The following is a 14,939-nucleotide window of genomic DNA, read 5'->3' as shown; positions in this document are numbered from 1 at the left end:
CATGCGTCGCAGATCGGCTGTCGCCGCCGTCTTCACGGTGGCCCTGTTCGCGGCGCCCGCGAGCGCGGCGGCGGGCGGCCCGGTGACGACCCTGACCCCGACCGGCGGACAGGCGATCCACGACCAGAACGTGCTCGACGTGTGGGACACCGAGGCCGACGGCCAGGCGGTCCGGACCTACATCGGCGTCGGCGGCGTCGGCCAGGGCTACGACGAGAACACCGGCGGCGCCGGCACCGTGGTCAGGCACTACCTGACGGTCCCCGAAGTGGCCCTCCAGACCTGCCGCCGCCAGGGCTCCCTCGTGTCCGACTGCGGCGCGGTAGGGGGCTGATCGTGCGCGTCCTGCTCGCCGCCCTCGCCCTCACCGGCACCCTGAACGGCACCACGCTCGTCGAACGCCCCCCGCTCGTGCAGAACCTCTGGCCACAGGCCGTCCACGTCATCCCCGCCGTGCTCCCCGACGGCCGCACGATCACCCCGCGCCTGTTCCTCGACGACGACACCCTCCTGGCGACCGCGGCCAAGGGCTTCGAGCGGTCGGAGGCGCTGGTGTCGTACCGGCTGGCGAACGGGGAGACCACCGAACTGGCCGAGCTCCCCCTGCCGCCCCGGACCGTGGTCCACCCTTCGGACGTGGCCGCCGGGTCGGGCCACGTCGTGTGGTGGACGGCCCGCCGCGACGGCGCCGGACGCGTCGGCGAGATCTGGACCGTCCCCGTGGAGGGCGGCGACCCGGTCGCCGTCGCCGCCTTCGCGCTGACCGGGACGGTCACCGGCCTGGAGCCGACCCCACAGGGGGTCGTGTGGTCGACCGACACCGGAGGCGTGTGGCGGGTCCCCTACGCGGGCGGCAGGCCGTCCGAGGTGCCCGGGACGCAGGGACAGCACGTGCTGAAGTGGCCGTGGGTGGGCTCGCCCGCCCGCGCCTTCACCACGGCCGTCAACGCCGAGACGGGCGAGCGGCGGGAGACCCGTCCCGGCTCGTTGTGCGGGGTGAACCTCTGCGTGTCGGCCGACCGGCTGGCGTCGGCGCGGTCAGGGGCCGGGCTGCGGGCGACCAAGCTGACCGACCCGCCGGTGTCCCGCCCCGCCCGCGACCGCTTCGTCACCTCCAGCACCCTGGCGGGACCGGGGGAGCTGTGGGCGGGGCTCTACGACCTCGTGTCGGGGCAGGTGGCCGACCTGGGGGTGAAGCCGCTGCCGGCCAAGGGGGTGCAGGCCGGGGGGATCGCGATCCCGGTGCCCGCCTCCGACGACCGGCTGCTGAGCTACCAGCAGGACGGCAGGCACGTCATCGTCGACCTGGCCAAGGCCGGTGCCTAGAGGCGGTTGATGCCCACCACGTGGAGCACCGCCGTGCCCTCCTCGTCGGACGCCGCCAGGTCGACATCCGCCGACACCCCCCAGTCGCCGTCGCCGGCCGGGTCTTCGATGACCTGCCGGACCCGCCACACCCCCGGCTCCTCCTCGATCCGCAGGAACGCCGGCCCGCGCGCGGAAGGCCCGGTCCCGATCGTGTCGTGCTCGTCGTAGTAGGCGTCGAGCCCCGCCGCCCAGTCGACGTCGGGGTAGAGCTCCTCCAGCTCCTCCTGCTGGTCGAGCGCGGCCAACTCCACCATCCGGAACATCGCGTTGCGGACCAGCACGCGGAAGGCGCGGGTGTTCGCGGTGACCGGGCGGAGCTTCGACTCCAGTTCGTCGCGGTGTTCCAAAGCCTCCGACGGGTTGGCGAGCTTCTCCCACTCGTCGATCAGGCTGGAGTCGACCTGGCGGATCAGTTCGCCGAGCCATTCGATCAGGTCGATCAGGTCGTCGGTCTTCATGTGTTCCGGGACCGTCCGGGACAGGGCGCGGTAGGCGTCGGCCAGGTAGCGCAGGACGGTGCCCTCCGACCGGGCCAGTTCGTAGAACTGGATGTAGTCGGTGAAGGTCATCGCGCGTTCGTACATGTCGCGGATGATGGACTTCGGGCTGACCGTGTGGTCGCCGACCCAGGGGTGGCCCTGGCGGTAGGTCTCGTAGGCGCCGAAGAGCAGGGCCTCCAGCGGCATCGGGTAGGTGACCTCCTGGAGGAGCTCCATCCGCTCCTCGTATTCGATGCCGTCGGCCTTCATCTGGGCGACCGCCTCGCCGCGGGCCTTGTTGAGCTGGGCGTGCAGGATCTGCCGGGGGTCGTCGAGGGTCGACTCGACGACGCTGACCACGTCGAGGGCGTAGGTGGGGCTGTCGGGGGCCAGGAGTTCGAAGGTGGCGAGGGCGAAGGTCGACAGGGCCTGGTTGAGGGCGAAGTCCTGCTGGAGGTCGACCGTCAGGCGGGCGTAGCGGCCCTGGTCGTCGGGTTCCTTCAGGGTCTCGACGATGCCGCCGGCCAGCAGCGAGCGGTAGATCGCGATGGCGTGGCTGATGTGGCGGCGCTGGTTCTTGCGCTCCTCGTGGTTGTCGGTGAGCAGGCTCTTCATCGCCTGGAAGCAGTTGCCGGGGCGGTTGATGACCGCCAGCAGCATCGCGTTGGAGACCTTGAACCGGCTGGTCAGCGGCTCGGGCTCGGCCGTCTGGAGCTTTTCGAAGGTCTCTTCGTTCCAGTTGACGAAGCCCTCCGGCGGCTTCTTGCGGGCGTAGCCCCTTCTGCGCTTGGGGTCGTCGCCGATCTTCGCCAGGGCGCGTTCGTTCTCGATCACGTGGTCGGGGGCCTGGCAGGCGACGTAGCCGATGGTGTCGAAGCCGGCCCGGCCGGCGCGGCCGGCGATCTGGTGGAACTCGCGGGCGCGCAGGCGGCGCACGCGGTTGCCGTCGTACTTGGTGAGCGCGGTGAACAGCACCGTGCGGATCGGGACGTTGACGCCGACGCCGAGGGTGTCGGTGCCGCAGATGACCTTCAGGAGGCCGGCCTGGGCGAGCTTCTCGACGAGCCGGCGGTATTTGGGCAGCATGCCCGCGTGGTGGACGCCGATCCCGTGGCGGACCAGCCGGGACAGGGCGCGGCCGAACTTGGTGGTGAAGCGGAAGTTGCCGATCAGGGCCGCGATGGCCTCCTTCTCGGCCTTGCTGCACATGTTGATGCTCATCAGCGCCTGCGCGCGCTCCATCGCGGCGGCCTGGGTGAAGTGGACCACGTAGACGGGGGCCTGCCCGGTCGACAGGAACTCCTCCAGCGTCTCGTGCAGCGGGGTCATTCTGTACGAGTAGACCAGCGGCACCGGGCGCTCGGAGTGTTTGACCACGGCCGTCGGACGGCCGGTGCGCCGCGTGAGGTCCTTCTCGAAGCGGGTGACGTCGCCCAGGGTCGCCGACATCAGCACGAACTGGGCCTGCGGGAGCTCCAGCAGCGGGACCTGCCAGGCCCAGCCGCGGTCGGGTTCGGCGTAGAAGTGGAACTCGTCCATGATCACCATGCCGACGTCGGCCTGGCGGCCCTCGGCCAGGGCGACCTGGGCGAGGATCTCGGCGGTGCAGCAGATGATCGGGGCGTCGGCGTTGACCGAGGCGTCGCCGGTCATCATGCCGACGTTCTCGGTGCCGAAGATCGCGCACAGGTCGAAGAACTTCTCCGAGACCAGCGCCTTGATGGGGGCGGTGTAGAACGAGACCTGGTCGTTGGCGAGCGCCGCGAAGTGGGCCCCGGCCGCGACCAGCGACTTGCCCGAGCCGGTGGGGGTGGAGAGGATCAGGTTGCTGCCCGTCACCACCTCCATCAGCGCCTCCTCCTGGGCCGGATAGAGCGTCAGCCCACGCTCCTCGTTCCAGGCGGCGAACGCCTCGAAGAGGGAATCCGGGTCGGGGGTCTGCGGCAGGCGCTCGATCAGGCTCACCGCTCTATCCTGCCCCGAAGCGCGGGCGGAGCGGAAACGCGTGTTCGTACAAGATCGGGAAAGTCCGCGTGTCAGAGGGCCCGCGGGGCCGCCGCGGAGCCGACATTGGCGGGATGCGGGAGACGATCGACCGGTGGCGGGAGCGCTGGGCTTCCCTCGACCCCGGACGGCGGGACAGGATCGTCGACCTCGCCCTCGCCGCCACAGTGCTCGTCTACACGCTGCCGCAGGCGCTCGTCGACCCCTACGACTCCTCGATCGTGGTGCCGGTCTGGGTGGCCACCGCGAGCGCCGTCGTCGCCTCGCTGACCATGCTCGTCAGGCGCCGGTGGGCCGGGCCGTCGCTGGTGTTCTCGCTGGTCTGCTACCTGTTCACCGCACAGTCGATCCCGGTGTCGATCGCCGCCTACTCGATGACGGCGCACCGGACCGTGCGGTGGTGGCAGGCCGTGGCGGCCGTGCTGACCGTCGGGTTCGCGATCGGCTACCACTACCAGCCCAACATGAGCCCCAACATCGGCATCGACGCCGTGCGGGCGATCACGACCGTGTACGTTGCCGCCGTGGTCGGCACCTGGGTGCGCGGCTACCGCGACATGATCCAGACGCTGACGGACGACGTCCACATCAGGGAGGAGAACGCCGCCGCGCGCGAGCGCAGGCGGATCGCGGCCGAGCTGCACGACACCGTGACCCACGCCGTGACCGTGATGGTGCTCAAGGCCGGGATGATCCAGGAGGACACCGACCAGGAGGACAACCCGGCCCTGGCCAGGGACATCGAGGACCAGGGGGTACGCGCCCTCACGGAACTCCGCGAGCTGCTCACCGTGTTGCGGGCCGGGGACCTGCCCGACTCGGCCCAGGGCATCGACGCCATCCCGAGGCTCGTGGCCGACAGCAACACGATCGGTCAGCGGGTCGACCTGGACTTCGCGGTCGACGGGACGCACCTGTCGCGCAGCGTCGAGCACGCCGCCTACCGGGTGGTCCAGGAGGGGCTGAACAACGCCCGCAAGCACGCGCCCGGGGCCACGGTCACCGTCACCGGGCGCATCGCCGACGACGAGCTCGTCGTCGTCGTCCACAACGCCGCCGGGCCGCCGCGCGGGCGGGTCTTCGGCGAGTCGGGCTACGGCCTGGCGGGCCTGCGGGAGCGGATCATGCTGGTCGGCGGCACCCTCCAGGCGGGCGCCTCCGCCGGGGGGTTCACCCTGACCGCGCGTATCCCGGTCGATCCAGTAGTTCCCGGACCCTCCTGAGGGCCTCCTGCGCGCCGGTGCCGGGGATCGGGACGTAGGTGATCAGGCGCTGGCCCGAGTCGGGGATGGCGAGGATCTGCCGCCGTACGTCGATCTCGCCGACGGCCTCGTGCAGCAGCTGTTTGCGCAGCTCGCGACGGATCTCCACGTCATGGGCGGCCCAGAGCTCGGTGAACAGGGGGCTGCGCGCGCCCAGTTCGGCGACCAGGTCGGTCAGCTCCGGCCGGGTCGCCGACGCCGCCCTGAGCTCGCGGACCGCCGCCGCGGCGAACGACTCGGCGTGGCGGCAGACCTCGCGGTGCACCGGACCGGCGAAGATGCCGCGCATCTCGTTCCCGCCGACCGTCAGGTAGGGGATCAGGTGCAGGGCCATCGGGTTGGCGGCCAGCACGTCGAACCCGTCGTCGAGGACGTAGGCCGGGACGTCGGTCAGCGTCGCCAGGAGCTCCAGCACGCCCTGCGGCACCGTGGGGGAGACGCCGGGCCGGGCGGGCGCCTCCCCGGCCAGGTTGTAGAGGTGGGCACGCTCGTCGGCGTTCAGCATCAGGGCCCTGGCCAGCGCGTTGAGGATCTGCCGTGAGGGATGCGGGCCGCGCCCCTGCTCCAGCCGGATGTAGTAGTCGACCGACATCCCGGCCAGCTCGGCGACCTCCTGCCGGCGCAGCCCCTGGGTCCGCCGCCGCGCGCCGTCGGGCAACCCGACGTCGCGGGGCTTCAACCGGGCGCGGCGGGTGCGGAGGAAGTCGGCCAGCCCGTTCCTGTCCATGAGCCGATTTTCCCCCCTGTCCGGGGCGCGTGGGTGGTACCGCCGATCCCAGCATCGGCCGGTCTCTCGTGCGCCGGCCCGGCCCCGCGCACCCTTGAGGCCATGACGACAGCACTCATCACCGGCGCGAACAAGGGAATCGGCTTCGAGACGGCCCGCCTGCTGGCGGAGCGGGGCGTGGACGTGGTCGTCGGCGCCCGGGACCCCGGCAGGGGAGCGGAGGCCGCCGCGCGCCTCGGCGCCGCCTGGGTCGAGCTCGACGTGACCTCGCCCGACACGATCACGGCCGCCGCCGCGTTCATCGGGGAGCGCTTCGGCTCTCTCGACATCCTGGTCAACAACGCCGGCATCGCCCAGGGCGGCCCGCCCACCGCGACCCCGCTCGACCTGATGCGCGGCGTCTACGAGGTGAACGTCTTCGGCGTCGTCGCGGTCACCAACACGATGGTCCCGCTCCTGCTCAAGTCGCCCGCCGGCCGGATCGTCATGGTCTCCAGCGAGGTCGGCAGCCTCACGGTCACGACCGACCCGGCCAACCCGTGGGGCGAGCTGAACAGCCTGGCCTACCAGTCGTCCAAGACGGCCCTCAACATGGTCACCGCCCTGTACGCCAAGGAACTGGCCGGCACCCCGATCAAGGTGAACGCGATCTCGCCCGGCTACTGCGCCACCGACCTCAACGGCTTCCAGGGAGACCGGACGGCCGCCCAGGGCGCGGCCGTGTCGGTGTCGATGGCCCTGCTCGGCGACGACGGCCCGACGAGCACGTTCGTCAACGAGGAGGGCGTGGTCGCCTGGTGAGCTAGAGGCGTTCGATGACGACGACCGGGATCTCGCGGTCGGTCTTCTTCGTGTACTCGTCGTAGTCGGGCCACGCGGCCACCATCACCCGCCACATGTCGGGCTTCTCCTCCGGGGTGGCGGTCCGGGCGCGGGCGCGGAACTTGTCGCCCAAGACCTGGAACCCCACCTCGGGGTTGGCCTGGAGGTTCAGGTACCACTCGGGTGGGGCGTCCGCGCCGCCCTTGGAGGCGACCAGCAGATAGGCGTCGCCGTATTTCTGGTAGATCAGCGGGGTCGTGTGCTCCTTGCCGGTGCGGCGGCCCTTCGTGGTGAGCAGGGCCGCCGTCGTGCCCTGCCACTCGTGACCCTCGGCGCCGTCGGTGGCCTGATAACGCTCGACGTGTTCCTTACCGAAAAGCATGGGTTTCACCTACCCTTTCGGGCGGATCAACTCCCGGTCGCCTCGATCAATTCCAGGGCAACCTTCAGTGAGGCCTCATACCTCTCGTTCTCGTCGATCTTCGGGTCGGGCAGCATGAAGCCGACCGCGTGGATGGCGAACAGGGCCAGGCCGTGCTTGAGCCGGAGCGTCAGCGGCTGGTCGTGGTCGATCAGCAGCTCGCTGAGCTCGATCACCTTCTCGCGCATGCGCAGCATCACCGGGTGGTGCTTCATCGCGGTCGGGTTGCGCTCCATGAAGCGGGTGATCGCGCGGCCCTCGTAGGCGCCCTCGGCGTAGCGGACGATCGCCGCGCGGCGGACCTCGGGCGTGACGGCGTCGTGGGCGCGCAGCTCGTCGATGATCACGTCGAGCTTCGCGATGCGGTCGATGATCATGCCCGCGACGATGTCTTCCTTGGTCTTGAAGTGGTAGTAGAGGGCCGCCTTGGTCACCCCCAGCGCCTCGGCGATCTCGCGGAGCGAGGTCGCCTCATAGCCCTGCTCGGTGAACAGTTCGAGCGCGATCTCCTGGATGCGCGCACGGGTGTCTCGGGTCTCCCGAGGGGCGAACGCACGTTCGCTCATGGCGTTTGGTCGTCCTTTTAATTCAACTTGACGGGCGGCTAGTACGGACCTTACCTTAACTCCGGCCACTTGCCGGTCGGCAAGTAAGTTCATGGGTTAACAAGGGGGCCCCGTAATGTCGGAAACCGCCGCCAGTCCACCTCCGGCGCGGTCCAGAGAAGTCATGATCATCCTGCCGGGACTGCTCCTGGCCATGATGCTCGCCTTCCTCGACAACATGATCGTCGGCACCGCGATGCCCCGCATCGTCGGCGAGCTGAACGGTCTCGAATACTTCACGTGGGTCACCACCGCCTACATCCTGGGCACGACGGTGTCCACGCCCATCTGGGGCAAGCTGGGCGACCTCTACGGCCGCAAGACCGTCTTCCTCACCTCGATCGTCATCTTCCTGGTCGGCTCGGCCCTGTGCGGCATGGCCGGCTCGTCGTTCTTCGGCGGCGTCGACAACGGCATGACCGAGCTGATCGCCTTCCGCGCGATCCAGGGCCTCGGCGCGGGCGGCCTCATCGTCGGCGTGATGGCCATCATCGGCGACCTGGTGCCGCCGCGTGAGCGCGGTCAGTACCAGGGCATCATGGCCGCGATCATGTCGCTCGCCATGATCGCCGGCCCCCTCGCCGGCGGCTTCATCACCGACCACCTCGACTGGCGCTGGGCCTTCTACGTGAACCTGCCGCTCGGCGGCGTCTCGCTGGTGTGGCTCTGGCTCAAGCTCGACCTGCCCAAGAAGCGCACCGAGCACCGCATCGACTGGTTCGGCGCGATCATCCTCACGGTCGGGATCACCGCTTTGGTCCTGATCACCTCATGGGGCGGCCAGAGCCATGGCTACCCGTGGGGATCGTGGCAGATCATCGGCCTGGGCGTGCTGGCCGTCGTGTCGTTCGCGGCGTTCATCCCGGTCGAGCGGCGCGCCCCCGAGCCGATCATGCCCCTGCACGTGTTCAAGGACCGCAACTTCAACCTGATCTCGGGCGTGGGCTTCCTGCTCGGCTTCGCGATGTTCGGCGCGATCTCGTTCCTGCCGCTGTTCCAGCAGCTCGTGCAGGGCGCGACCGCGACCAACTCCGGCCTGCTCCTGCTGCCGATGATGGCGGCCTCCATGGTCGTCTCGCTCTACGTCGGCAAGCGCATCACCGCGACCGGCAAGTACAAGGCGTTCCCCGTCATCGGCGGCGTCGTCATGGCCATCGGCATGGGCCTGCTCACGCTGATGGACGTCAGCACCCCGCTCTGGCAGACCGGCGTCTTCATCGCCGTCCTCGGCCTCGGCATGGGCTTCCTGATGCAGACCACCATGCTGATCGCGCAGAACAGCGTGGAGCAGAAGGACCTGGGCGTGGCCTCCAGCGCCTCGACCTTCTTCCGCTCGATCGGCGGCTCGTTCGGCGTGGCCCTGTTCGGCGCGGTGTTCAACAACCACCTCGCCGACAGCCTGCGCGAGAAGTTCGGCGAGCGGTCGGCCGACATGGTCGCCAGCGGCGGCCAGATGAGCCCGGCGGCCCTGGCGCAGCTCCCCCCGCAGATCAAGACCGGCTTCCTGGAGTCGCTCGCGGGCGCGATCAGCGGCGTGTTCCTCTGGGCGATCGTCTTCGCGGTGGTGGTCCCGATCCTGGCGGCCTTCATCAAGGAGGTCCCGCTGCGGGGCGGCCCCGAGCAGCTCAGCAAGGAGGAGCCGGTGGCGGCTCTCTAGACCCCGTTTCCGGTACGGCCCCCGCCCAGGCGGGGGCCGTATTCGTTTTGAACCCCGGGCCGGTGTCAGGCGTCATGGGATCATGAAGCGTTCGATGCCGCCGGCGATCCTCCTGCTGATCGCGGCCTGTACGCCCGCTCCAGTTCCGCTACGCCGACGGTCCGGGAGTGGGGGTGTCGGTGCGGGTGGGCTGCCGCCCGCCGGTCCACAACGGCAGCCTCGACGGGACCGGGGAGTTCCCCCAGTTGAGGGCGCTGTCCCAGGGCGGATGACGGGAGCCCCGGCCGATGGCGCAGTTCAGGTTGACGAAGCCGGCCGGCCGCTGCTGAAGGTCAGGTGAGGCGCGCTGGGCGAGGCCTGGCGGCGGGCGCTGCCCGCCGGACTCGTCATACGAGAGTCGACATGGCGGCCCATCCGAACGGACGATCTCTCCCTCCCAAAAGGAGGATGGCCGGGCGGCGCCGGGTGCGTCAGCGTTGAACACATGAATCGACTACGGGGAAGTCTGGCCGCGCTCCTGGTCTTGGTGGTGACGGCGGCCTGCGGAACGCAGAACGCGGCGGCGCCGCCGCCCGCCGCCACGCCGAAACACGGTCACGCGGCCTCCACGGCGCCCGCGCAGCCGCTGCGCGACGGCGAGCGGTTCGTCACGCTGACGATGCCGGAGCCGTACACCCCCAAAGGGCCCAACGGCGCGTCCGACGACTACCGGTGTTTCCTCATCGACCCCGGTACGCAGGGCACCGGCTTCCTGACCGGCGCCCAGTTCCAGCCGCTCAACCTGGCCATCGTCCATCACGCGATCTTCTTCCGGCTGGCACCGGAACAGGTCGCCGAGGCGAAGAGGATGGACGCCGCCGCCCCCGGCCAGGGCTGGAGCTGCTTCGCCGACGCGGGCGTCAGGGAGGCCGGATGGGTGGCCCACTGGGCGCCGGGCGACCGCGAGACGCTGCTCGACCCGAAGTACGGCCACCCGATCCCGCCGGGCAGCCAGCTCGTCATGCAGGTCCACTACAACACCCGCGCGGGCGACGGGGCCGACCAGTCGGCGATCCGGCTGCGGGTCAGCGACAAGCAGCTTGAGCCCCTCGGCACCGCCCTGTTCCCGGCCGCCGTCGAACTGCCCTGCGCCCCCGGGGAGTCGGGGCCGCTCTGCGACCGGAAGGCCGCCGTGGAGGACATCGGCCGCCGGTTCGGGGCCGAGTCGGCGCGCATGCAGGGATTCCTGACCGAGATGTGCGGTCCGGCCGAGCCGGGACCCACGCAGCACTGCGACATCCCCGTGCCGCGGGAGGGCCTGATGCACGCCCTGGCCGGCCACATGCACCTGCTCGGCCGGTCGATCAAGATCGAGCTCAACCCCGGCAAGCCGGACGCGCGGACCCTGCTCGACGTGCCCGAATACAACTTCGACGACCAGGCGCTGCGCCCGCTCCCCGCGCCGGTGAAGGTCGGCGAGGGCGACGTGGTGCGGGTGACCTGCACCCACGACGCGAAGTTGCGGGGCATGCTGCCGCAGCTGGCGAACGACCCGGCCCGCTACGTCGTGTGGGGCGAGGGGACCGCCGACGAGATGTGTCTGGGGGTCGCCATCATGTCGGCCTGAGCTACTGTTCCTCGCCATGGGGCACTCGCACGGGCCGGTCGCGCCCGCCGACCGCACAACCGTCCTGGCCGTGCTGGCCGTGATCCTGCCGCTGGCGGCCGCGACGCTCGTGGCGCTGGTCTTCTTATGGCCGGGCGACGTGAAGAAGGCGGAGGAGCCGCAGATCCCCGAGCTCATCGGAGTGATCACCTCGGTCTCGGGCGAGAAGGCGATCGTCGAGTTCTCGGTGTTCCACCAGGTCACCGCGATGTTGCCGACCGCGCCGGGGTCGGCGACCTTCGCCGAGGGCGACAAGGTGGTCGTGCTCGACCTGCAGGACGGCACCTACGCCGTCTCCGACCACGACCGCTCGTCGTCGTTGTGGTTGTTCGGCGTGGCCTTCGCGCTGGCGGTGATCGCCTTCGGGCGGTGGAAGGGGATCACCGCGCTGGTCGGCCTCGCGATCACCTTCGGGCTGCTGCTCACGTTCGTGCTCCCGGCCATCCTGGCCGGGCAACCGCCGTTGCTGGTCGCCGTCGTCGGCGCCGCGGCGATCATGTTGATCGTCCTGTACGTCACCCACGGCGTCACCGTGCCCACCTCGGTGGCCGTGATCGGCACCCTGGTCAGCCTGGCCCTCACGGGCCTGCTGTCGCTGCTGGCCATCGACTGGGCCCACCTGACCGGCGTGACCGACGACAGCAGTTTTCTGCTCGGCACTAGCCACCAGATCAACACCCAGGGCCTGCTGCTGGCGAGCATCATCATCGGCTCGCTCGGCGTGCTCGACGACGTCACGGTCACCCAGGCCGCCACGGTCGCCGAACTCGCCCACGCCAACCCGGGATACACCGCCCGGCAGCTCTACCGGGCCGCCACCCGGGTCGGGCGGGCGCACATCGCCTCGGTCATCAACACGATCGTGCTCGCGTACGCCGGAGCGTCGCTCCCGCTGCTGCTGCTCATCAGCGTCGGGAACGAGCCCCTGGGTGAGGTGCTGGCCGGGCCGGTGGTGGCCCAGGAGCTGGTCCGGAGCATCGTGGGCACGATCGGGCTGGTCGCGGCGGTGCCCATCACGACGGCGCTCGCCGCGCTGACCTGCAGGAGGCGGACCCGTTCGGCCGGGGACGTACCCGAACGGGCCCACGACCTGGTGACCGGTTAGGCGCGGCGCAGGTAGTAGCCGTACGACCAGCCGGTCGTGCCCCTCTTCGTGGTCACCTTGACCCAGCCCCTCTCACGGACCGGGGACCCCTGGACGGTCGCCCGCCACTTCAGCTTGCCGACCACCCGATGGCCCAGGCCCGGCCCCGACCGGACGTTGAGGTGGCTGCCCTTGCGGACGTGCTGGACCCGGTACTTCACCGAGGTCCCGGCTGCCACGACCGTCAGGTAGCCGAACGCGGTCGGGTAGGTCTGGCCCTGGCAGGCGACGGAGACCGAGTAGGTGCCCGGCTTCGTGCCCGACCACACGGTGGCCCTCCCGGTGGCCCGCACGCCGTTGGGCAGCAGCGTGACGCTGCGGCCCCACGCCGGCGAGTAGGCGTAACCCGGCCGGTTGGGGCACGCCTTGGTGCGGAGCCGGACGGTCTGGCCGGCGTGGACGGTGGAGGGGGCGGCGTTCACGGCCAGGCCGGAGGACGCGGCGGAGGCCGTGGCGGGGAGCGCGGTGCTCGCGCCGGCCGGGAGGGCCAGGCAGAGCACGGTCGCTGTGGCGAGGACGGCGGGCTTGACGAGATCCATGATCTCACTCCTTACGTACCAGGCAGGCTTTTGACCTGCTGTTACTACCAAGAGTAATCGCATGATTACTTATTGTGAATACCTTGGCGCAGATCTGGTTGCCAACCGCCGGTGAGCTCCCCGTAGCGTGGGAAGTGCCGGGACGTTGAAGGAGGACCCATTCCATACTAAGTTTGTAGGAAAAGTGGAGGTTAGTGTGACTCTGCCCGGCTTCCTGGTCATCGGGGCCCCGAAGGCCGCCACGACCGCCCTGCACGCCGCGCTCAGCGCGCACCCGGACCTGTACCTGTCCGCGGTGAAGGAGCCGAAGTTCTTCCTCTCCGACGGCCCGCCGCCCGACAGGGGCGGGCCCGGCGACGCGGAGACCTACCGCGAGCACGTGTGGCGCCGCGACGACTACGAGGCCCTGTTCCGGCCGGGCTACCTGAACGGCGAGTCGACGCCGTTCTACCTGTACGACCGGGCCGCCCACCGGCGCATCAAGGCCCTCATCCCGGAGGTCCGGCTCATCGTGGTCGTGCGCGACCCGGTCGAGCGGGCCCACTCGAACTGGACCCACCTGTGGTCGGCCGGGCTGGAGCCCGTCGGCGACGTCGTCGAGGCCTGTGCCCGCGAGCCCGAGCGGATCAGGGCCGGGTGGGCCCCGTTCTGGCATTACGTCGGCCTGGGCAAGTACGGCGAGCAGCTCCGTGACCTCTACGACCTGTTCACCGAGGAGCAGGTGCTGGTCTTCCGCTACCGGGACCTGCTCGACCGGCCGGCCGAGACCCTCGACCGCATCTGCGGGCATCTCGGCGTGCGTACCGGGGTGATCTCCGAGGTGCCCCGCGAGAACGTGACCGTGCACCCCCACGAGACGGTGCTCCACCAGGTGTTGTCGCAGGTGGTGCGGGTGGGCGACCGGCTGGGCGGGCAGGCGCTGACCGCGCCGCTGGCCCGGGTGCTCCAGCGTGACGGCAAGGCGCGGCGGCCCCTCACGTGGGAGCAGCGGCAGGAGCTGATCCCCTACTTCACCGACGACATCAAGCTGCTGGAAGAGGTGACGGGGGAGGACTTCTCCGACTGGGTCCGGCCCCGCGACCGTTCGGGCGGCCAGGTCGGCCACCGCCCGACCGGTCAGGGCCAGGCGCGCAACGGGCGGCCCCGGTAGCCGCCTGACCGGCCACGGACGACTCGTCGCGGCGGGTCGGGGGAGCGGTGGCCGGCGCCGGGTGCGGCGCCTGGGCGGGGCGGGCGTCGGCGCCGGGCGGGCGGAGCCGTAACGGAGAAAGGGTTTCGACCCGCGCCGGTGGCCGGTGAGGCGGCGGCGCGGGTTCCGTCAGATGAGTTCGGTGCGCAGGTCGTGGGCGCCGTCGGGGCGGGTCCACTCGTAGAAGATGCGCCGGCCGCCGCCCGGCAGGTCGAGGATGTCGAGGTAGCGCAGGCCGCCGTGGGGCGACTCGGCGTGCGGGTGGTCGCCCACGGCCGTCAGGGTCGAGGGGTCGGGGCCGGTCGCGACGCCGGTGCGCTCCTCGTAGTTCTCGGCCGCGCTGGCCCGGCCGTCGTAGTAGGCCAGCACCCCGTCGTCGGTGAACCGGACCGCCGAGATGCGCACGCCGCGGGAGTCCCAGGCGCCGGGGCGGCGGTCGAGGGCGGTGCCGTGCCACGACCAGTCGCGCCCGTCGGGGCTGGTCGCGTAGTCGGTGACCATCTGGTCGGCCTCTTCGGGGACCTCCAGCGGGTGGCAGGACGCCCACAGGTGCCACTGGCCGCCGTGGTGGATGATCACCGGATCCTTCACGCCCGTCTTGAGGTCGCCGGGCAGCACGACGCGGGCGGTCTCCGGGTCGAAGTCCTCGGGGCGGGCGGCCTCCAGCAGCTCGACCCGCCAGTGCTTGGTGCCGTAGGTCGCGCAGCTCAGGTAGAGGCGCCAGCCGCCCTCGGGGGTCAGCACGAGGGTGGGCCGCTCCAGCGACTCGGTCCGCATCTGGTCTTTGGTGATCGTCAGCACCGGCTCGTAACGTTCGCCGTCGTCGGAGCGGGCGATCTGGATCGCGTAGCCGCGGCCCTCGCCGATGGGACGGCGCAGGCGGTAGGCCAGGTAGATCGTGCCGTCGGGCGTCGCCACGGCGCTCGGCGCGCCGGCCCAGAAGCCGGGGCCGTCTCCCGGCGGGGGGATCGCCACGACGGAGCGCTGAGGCTGGGGGAGGAACATTCCGGAGTCTCCAAGGATCACACGTCGACGATAGACAGCGAGGTGGAGGGGTCAAAGGGGCTTTGCCGGTCG

Annotated in this window: 14 protein-coding genes; 8 read left to right on the top strand and 6 right to left on the bottom strand. The window is 70.7% G+C overall.

Features of this window, described 5'->3' with window-relative positions:
* The first annotated feature begins 1 nt into the window (after position 1).
* A complete protein-coding gene (locus QSK34_RS09645; protein ID WP_285582333.1) occupies positions 2-334 on the top strand; it encodes a hypothetical protein in 333 nt (110 codons plus the stop codon).
* Between the two features lie 2 nt (positions 335-336).
* Positions 337-1,326, top strand: coding sequence for a hypothetical protein (locus tag QSK34_RS09640; protein ID WP_285582331.1), 990 nt, complete (start codon positions 337-339; stop codon positions 1,324-1,326).
* On the opposite strand, the gene QSK34_RS09635 is transcribed toward QSK34_RS09640, so the two are convergent.
* Positions 1,323-3,812, bottom strand: coding sequence for a DEAD/DEAH box helicase (locus QSK34_RS09635; protein ID WP_161484029.1), 2,490 nt, complete (start codon positions 3,810-3,812; stop codon positions 1,323-1,325). The genes QSK34_RS09640 and QSK34_RS09635 overlap by 4 nt on opposite strands.
* A gap of 113 nt (positions 3,813-3,925) precedes the next feature.
* Here QSK34_RS09635 and QSK34_RS09630 point away from each other — a divergent pair, with 113 nt between their 5' ends.
* The gene (locus tag QSK34_RS09630) at positions 3,926-5,074 is read left to right on the top strand and encodes a sensor histidine kinase (protein ID WP_285582328.1); all 1,149 of its coding nucleotides are present in this window, start codon (positions 3,926-3,928) and stop codon (positions 5,072-5,074) included.
* On the opposite strand, the gene QSK34_RS09625 is transcribed toward QSK34_RS09630, so the two are convergent.
* On the bottom strand, positions 5,022-5,840 hold the full coding sequence (locus tag QSK34_RS09625; RefSeq protein WP_161484031.1) for a helix-turn-helix transcriptional regulator: 819 nt from the start codon (positions 5,838-5,840) through the stop codon (positions 5,022-5,024). The genes QSK34_RS09630 and QSK34_RS09625 overlap by 53 nt on opposite strands.
* A 102-nt stretch (positions 5,841-5,942) precedes the next feature.
* Between QSK34_RS09625 and QSK34_RS09620 the strand changes: the two genes are divergently transcribed.
* Positions 5,943-6,641, top strand: a complete 699-nt coding sequence (locus tag QSK34_RS09620) for an SDR family NAD(P)-dependent oxidoreductase (RefSeq protein WP_285582324.1) — start codon at positions 5,943-5,945, stop codon at positions 6,639-6,641.
* Between the two features lies 1 nt (position 6,642).
* Here QSK34_RS09620 and QSK34_RS09615 read toward each other — a convergent pair whose 3' ends face one another.
* Together QSK34_RS09615 and QSK34_RS09610 are read right to left on the bottom strand one after the other, a co-directional pair.
* Entirely contained in the window at positions 6,643-7,044 is a 402-nt protein-coding gene (locus tag QSK34_RS09615; protein ID WP_161484033.1) for a nitroreductase family deazaflavin-dependent oxidoreductase, read from the bottom strand.
* Positions 7,045-7,070: 26 nt separating this feature from the next.
* Complete coding sequence (locus QSK34_RS09610; RefSeq protein WP_285582321.1) at positions 7,071-7,649, bottom strand: TetR/AcrR family transcriptional regulator; 579 nt, start codon at positions 7,647-7,649, stop codon at positions 7,071-7,073.
* Positions 7,650-7,812: 163 nt separating this feature from the next.
* On the opposite strand from QSK34_RS09610, the gene QSK34_RS09605 reads away from it, so the two are divergent.
* The 3 genes from QSK34_RS09605 (at position 7,813) to QSK34_RS09595 (ending at position 12,095) form a co-directional block, all read left to right on the top strand.
* Positions 7,813-9,345: an MDR family MFS transporter gene (locus tag QSK34_RS09605; RefSeq protein ID WP_285582319.1), complete on the top strand. Its 1,533-nt coding sequence runs from the start codon at positions 7,813-7,815 to the stop codon at positions 9,343-9,345.
* Positions 9,346-9,829: 484 nt separating this feature from the next.
* Positions 9,830-10,951 (top strand): monooxygenase, encoded by a 1,122-nt coding sequence (locus QSK34_RS09600; protein WP_285582317.1) that lies wholly within the window; start codon positions 9,830-9,832, stop codon positions 10,949-10,951.
* Positions 10,952-10,967: 16 nt separating this feature from the next.
* Positions 10,968-12,095, top strand: coding sequence for a YibE/F family protein (locus QSK34_RS09595; protein WP_285582315.1), 1,128 nt, complete (start codon positions 10,968-10,970; stop codon positions 12,093-12,095).
* Here QSK34_RS09595 and QSK34_RS09590 read toward each other — a convergent pair.
* A complete protein-coding gene (locus QSK34_RS09590) occupies positions 12,092-12,673 on the bottom strand; it encodes an SH3 domain-containing protein (RefSeq protein ID WP_161484040.1) in 582 nt (193 codons plus the stop codon). The genes QSK34_RS09595 and QSK34_RS09590 overlap by 4 nt on opposite strands.
* Before the next feature lie 196 nt (positions 12,674-12,869).
* Here QSK34_RS09590 and QSK34_RS09585 point away from each other — a divergent pair, with 196 nt between their 5' ends.
* Positions 12,870-13,823 carry a sulfotransferase gene (locus QSK34_RS09585; RefSeq protein ID WP_285582312.1) on the top strand — a complete coding sequence of 318 codons (954 nt, stop codon included), beginning with the start codon at positions 12,870-12,872 and terminating at the stop codon, positions 13,821-13,823.
* A 168-nt stretch (positions 13,824-13,991) separates the two neighbouring features.
* On the opposite strand, the gene QSK34_RS09580 is transcribed toward QSK34_RS09585, so the two are convergent.
* A complete protein-coding gene (locus QSK34_RS09580; protein WP_285582311.1) occupies positions 13,992-14,888 on the bottom strand; it encodes a hypothetical protein in 897 nt (298 codons plus the stop codon).
* Between the last annotated feature and the right edge of the window lie 51 nt (positions 14,889-14,939).

Origin of the sequence: Herbidospora sp. NBRC 101105 (assembly GCF_030269205.1) — a bacterium.
GTDB classification, from domain to species: domain Bacteria; phylum Actinomycetota; class Actinomycetes; order Streptosporangiales; family Streptosporangiaceae; genus Herbidospora; species Herbidospora solisilvae.
Note: the sequence above shows the minus strand (reverse complement) of the source record. Positions and strands in the feature narration are given on the sequence as shown.

What these genes read in the sequence shown, in the direction of transcription:
- QSK34_RS09645 (WP_285582333.1), top strand. Translation starts at nt 2, where the DNA reads ATGCGTCGCAGATCGGCTGTCGCCGCCGTCTTCACGGTGGCCCTGTTC.
- QSK34_RS09630 (WP_285582328.1), top strand. Translation starts at nt 3,926, where the DNA reads ATGCGGGAGACGATCGACCGGTGGCGGGAGCGCTGGGCTTCCCTCGAC.
- QSK34_RS09625 (WP_161484031.1), bottom strand. Translation starts at nt 5,840, where the DNA reads ATGGACAGGAACGGGCTGGCCGACTTCCTCCGCACCCGCCGCGCCCGG.
- QSK34_RS09620 (WP_285582324.1), top strand. Translation starts at nt 5,943, where the DNA reads ATGACGACAGCACTCATCACCGGCGCGAACAAGGGAATCGGCTTCGAG.
- QSK34_RS09615 (WP_161484033.1), bottom strand. Translation starts at nt 7,044, where the DNA reads ATGCTTTTCGGTAAGGAACACGTCGAGCGTTATCAGGCCACCGACGGC.
- QSK34_RS09610 (WP_285582321.1), bottom strand. Translation starts at nt 7,649, where the DNA reads ATGAGCGAACGTGCGTTCGCCCCTCGGGAGACCCGAGACACCCGTGCG.
- QSK34_RS09605 (WP_285582319.1), top strand. Translation starts at nt 7,813, where the DNA reads ATGATCATCCTGCCGGGACTGCTCCTGGCCATGATGCTCGCCTTCCTC.
- QSK34_RS09600 (WP_285582317.1), top strand. Translation starts at nt 9,830, where the DNA reads ATGAATCGACTACGGGGAAGTCTGGCCGCGCTCCTGGTCTTGGTGGTG.
- QSK34_RS09595 (WP_285582315.1), top strand. Translation starts at nt 10,968, where the DNA reads ATGGGGCACTCGCACGGGCCGGTCGCGCCCGCCGACCGCACAACCGTC.
- QSK34_RS09590 (WP_161484040.1), bottom strand. Translation starts at nt 12,673, where the DNA reads ATGGATCTCGTCAAGCCCGCCGTCCTCGCCACAGCGACCGTGCTCTGC.